The 4215-nt window shown below is 33.5% G+C and carries 4 protein-coding genes; 2 read left to right on the plus strand and 2 right to left on the minus strand.

Translation table 11 applies throughout. From position 1 onward, the window contains the following. Positions 1 to 203: 203 nt before the first annotated feature. Complete coding sequence (locus tag AB8B65_RS10780; RefSeq protein ID WP_405300995.1) at positions 204 to 584, plus strand: cyclophilin-like family protein; 381 nt, start codon at positions 204 to 206, stop codon at positions 582 to 584. Between the two features lie 152 nt (positions 585 to 736). Next, positions 737 to 1561, plus strand: a complete 825-nt coding sequence (locus AB8B65_RS10785; RefSeq protein ID WP_405300997.1) for a hypothetical protein — start codon at positions 737 to 739, stop codon at positions 1559 to 1561. An 83-nt stretch (positions 1562 to 1644) separates the two neighbouring features. Here the strand turns inward: AB8B65_RS10785 and AB8B65_RS10790 are convergent, their stop codons facing one another. Beyond that, a complete protein-coding gene (locus AB8B65_RS10790; RefSeq protein ID WP_405300998.1) occupies positions 1645 to 3378 on the minus strand; it encodes a T9SS type A sorting domain-containing protein in 1734 nt (577 codons plus the stop codon). Positions 3379 to 3626: 248 nt separating this feature from the next. Further along, the coding region (locus tag AB8B65_RS10795; RefSeq protein WP_405300999.1) for a hypothetical protein at positions 3627 to 4215 on the minus strand (589 nt) is incomplete at its 5' end.

The raw sequence follows: 4215 nt of genomic DNA on the forward strand, positions 1-4215 counted from the left end.
AACAAATAGAAAAACTTAAAAATAAGGTGAATAGTAGTGTTGATTTCATAAGCGATATGTTCATTATTCCTGAGAAAGCAGGACGTTTTTTTGGTTTGATTACAGCTCAAAACTATTGTATCTTTCACAATCAAAAAACAACCAATGCGTGAACAAAGCTTTTCAGTGAGTAAACGTTTGTTTTTTACAAAATCATCACATTTATGAACGCTATTTTACAGGCAGAAACAACAAAACTTACCATTATTTGGGATGATTCTTGCAGAATTATTCAACAAGTAAAAAATAGCAAATCGCTTGAAGGAACTGCCACACACATTCAAGGCGAAGTATTTTTCTATCAATACGAATTAGACATTCCGTTCAACGGAGAAGAACGTGAAGTTTTTGAGGTTGGTGATGTCGTTTATTGGCGTTCGCAAACAGATGCTACAAAGTTTGGCATTTTGTTTATGTACGGAAACACAGCCTATGGCGATGGTACAAAACCGCGCACTTCAAGTCCAGGAATTAAAATTGGACATATTGCACAGCATGAGGCCATTCAACAGATTGAAACAGGCGAAAAAGTAATACTTGGATAATTTATGAAAACTATAATGTATATTCTATTCGAGCATTTGTTGGTGCTGAAAATTATGAAACCTTCCGAGATTTTTATTGCTATATAAGTTTTTTTTCTGTAATCTTTATCTTATATTTATAATGGAAATAAATTGATCTTTAGGCGACACTCATGAATTATAATAAAGAAAAAACAGCAAAAAACAAACAAATATCAGCGGCCAATATAGGCAAGTCTGGACAAGATATTGCTGCTGTTTTTCAATTCAAAGACAATCGCTCTGAAGCTATAAAACAGGCAAAGTTAAAAGCAAAAATGGAAGTTAATGTTCCATCAACTGTTCCTATACAGCGAAAAATTCATTACAAGTCTGGCACCTACTCTTCAGATTCGAATCGTCCAGGATGGCGTAAGTTTTTAAAAAATTATGTAGTTAATGAATACAATGTGAAACACGCTACTTCTTATACCTCAACAAATATAAATCTTAGTACATTACACTTAGATCGTTGTCACCGTATATCTTTTCATGATATTCAAGCTTGGGTTATTAAGTATTTGAATGGAAATATGTCTAAAGCTGTATTTACAGAAAGAACAGATAGGCTATACGACGGCTCATCTACAGATAAACCTTTAATGGTTGCTGAAAGGACGCGTTTGTTTAAGGCAAGAACGAAAGCAAAAAAGCTATCGTCTTCTAGAGCATTGCTTAGTTTGTTAAATAGCGCTACAGGAAATGTAAGTCTTGGCAATGATAGTATCAATAGATCTATAGGAATGCAGTTAGATGTTAACTTTAAGACAAATGGAAGTAAACAAGCATTAACGCCTAATTCTAGAAGAATGTTGAGTAAAATGCCCAAGAAAAGTACTAGTGGTATAGCATTGACTCCAGGGAGAACAAGCGTAAAATCTTCACATGTTGGAGCAAGTGTTTCTATTAGTAATACAACTCCGAAAACTAAAAGGTTGATAAAAAAGCATATTTATTAAAGTACTCTTGTTAACATATATAAGCCGTTTCTAATGAGTTAAAAACAGCTTTTTAATATCATATACTTCAACTAACCTGAATATTATTGCTTTATAAAACGAGTAGTAAATACGGTTTCATCCGTGGCAATTCTTATAAAGTATTGACCCGTTTTTAAATCGGAGACATCAATAGGCGTCAATTCTGTATTTCTATAAGGTATCGTTTTCACTTTTTGCCCAAACATGTTGTAAATCGTAAAAGACGATACAGCAAGTTCTTTTTTGAGTTTCATATTTAAAACATCATTTGCCGGATTTGGATACATTGTAAAATAATCGCCAAAAGCAGCTTCAGGAGTACTTAAAAGACAACAGAAAACTTCGTGTGTAAGTGCCATGGTATTATCTGCGGGAGTAAAATCAGCATCAGTAGGCGTCACTGTGGCAGCATGTGGAAAACTATGCATGTATTGCCCCGTAAACTGAATGACAACTATAATGTCGCGTGATTCAAACGGTCTTAAATTGGTAAAATTCCATGAAAATGAATTACTAGTTTGATTATCGGCAACAGGAGTTGCAGCTATCGAAATAACTTCTGCAGGATTAAATCCGTAGTCAAGTGTCCCAGACTGTGTGGTAGTTCCTTTATTTCTATATCTAATTCTAAACGAAAATGATTGATCACCATCACTTAGGGCTATTCCATATTCACTACTTATAGGATACGGTTCTCCTGTAAGATAAGAAACACCAGCCGACATAAATTCTATTTCCAAATCATTGTATACGCCATTTGGAGTCAGGCAAAAGTCTTGAATATTTGGAGAAGCATCTGCAGGGAAATTTACGGTTACCGAAGCAGGAGAAACACTAAAATAAGTAGTATTCACTTGCACAGGTGCTACCGTATAGGTTCCATCTTGAATGTCGAATTGAAAGTTTCCTGTTTCATCAGAAAAGTCAGCGGCAGTATCAGTTCCATCAGAAAGTGAAAACTCCAAATCGGGATAAATTGGGTCATTCATATCGCAACCATTCGAGTCTTCATCAAATAAAATATCACCAGAAATAGTATAAAAATCTTGTCCTGAAACATACGAACATAAAGAGTTTACATAGCAATCAGTATATCCGTATGCTACTATTTTTTCTTTTACACTCTTTAGTTGATCTACATCTGCACAAATATAAGTTAGCGTTGGGTTTCCAGAGAAATCTAAAGTACGTTCAAAAACTCCATTTTGTATGTTTAATGATTCTAACAAATTGTTTTCACATTCAAGATACAAAAGCGATGGTAAATTGCTAACATCTAAAGTCGTTAACAAATTTCCTCCACAGTTAAAACGAGAAAGGTCAGGGAAATTTTCTGTATCTAACGATGAAATTTGATTATTGGTAATTAAAATAGAGTATAGACTTGGCAATCCGCTTACATCAATACTAGTAAGCTCATTGTTATTTAAGTTCAAAAACTCCAAGTTTGTCAATCCAGAAACGTTTACACTTGTTATATTATTATTGTTTGCATTCACTTTTTCCATATTGGGAAATATAGATAAGTCTAATGAAGAAATATTGTTGTAATCACAGCGTATTTCAGTCAAATTGGTAAAATATTCTATTCCAGTTAGATCTGAAATATCTCCAAAGTGAATATACATTCTAGTTACATCTAAAGCTTCTGAAACATCTATTTCTCCATCACCATTATCATCTACAGATGAGTTTGCTACTAATTTAGCTTTAAAGTTAGCGTCAGGAAAATTAATAATTTGTGCATACGAAGACGATACAATACATAAAGTAAGGAATAGTAGTAGTTTTTTCATGGTACGGTTATAATGATATTCTCAAATATAATTAAAATATATTCTGAAAACAGCATAAGCAAACACTTTTGAGCTGATTACAGTACAAATTAGTTTATCGTAAAAGTTGTAGTGCAAATAAACTGCTCGTGACTTTGAGTGATTTTCGATAGAAAATAATATAGAGAAGCACTTTGAAAACTATTTTTTCCGTATCATTTCAAAAAAAATTACTCAAACTGACGTTTAGAAAAATTTAAAATTGTACATCAATTTACTTTGATACGAATTCCTTTGGTATGACTTCTCAATTCAGGCGCGTACATACTTTCTATGGTGGTAATTCCGTTAGAAAACTCGCCAGTATTATTCACGCGTACTTTATATTCAATGATAAAACTGCCTTTCGGAATGCGGTCAAAAAAGAAATTGGTGCTTGCATCTCGTGTACTTTCATAATAGCCAACACCATCTTGCCATTTGTATTCCGATAACACATTTATTGGCTCTAAACCTGCGGCACGCATATCTTTTAAGTGAATAAAGTCTACATCTTCTTTGTTTTTAATTGTGAGTCGAACCGTAATTTCATCACCAATTTTCAATTTTTTTGTCGCTAACGAAACCAATACTTCTTCTCCGTTTCGTGTTTCTGTCAAATACAATTCTTTCACAACTTGCAAAGTAGCAGCTTCGTTTTTCGTGATTTTGTCTAACTCTTCAAAATATTGCCAATATACTGCGCCAAAACCAGTAGTTTCTCCGTTATTTTTAATGCGAATTGTCGCTTTATCTTTGGTAACTTCCTCTTTTTTCCACGAAGTTTTAAAATAACCTGTTCCGGCTTCTTTTGCTGTT

The organism is Kordia sp., assembly GCF_045105435.1.
Lineage (GTDB): Bacteria > Bacteroidota > Bacteroidia > Flavobacteriales > Flavobacteriaceae > Kordia.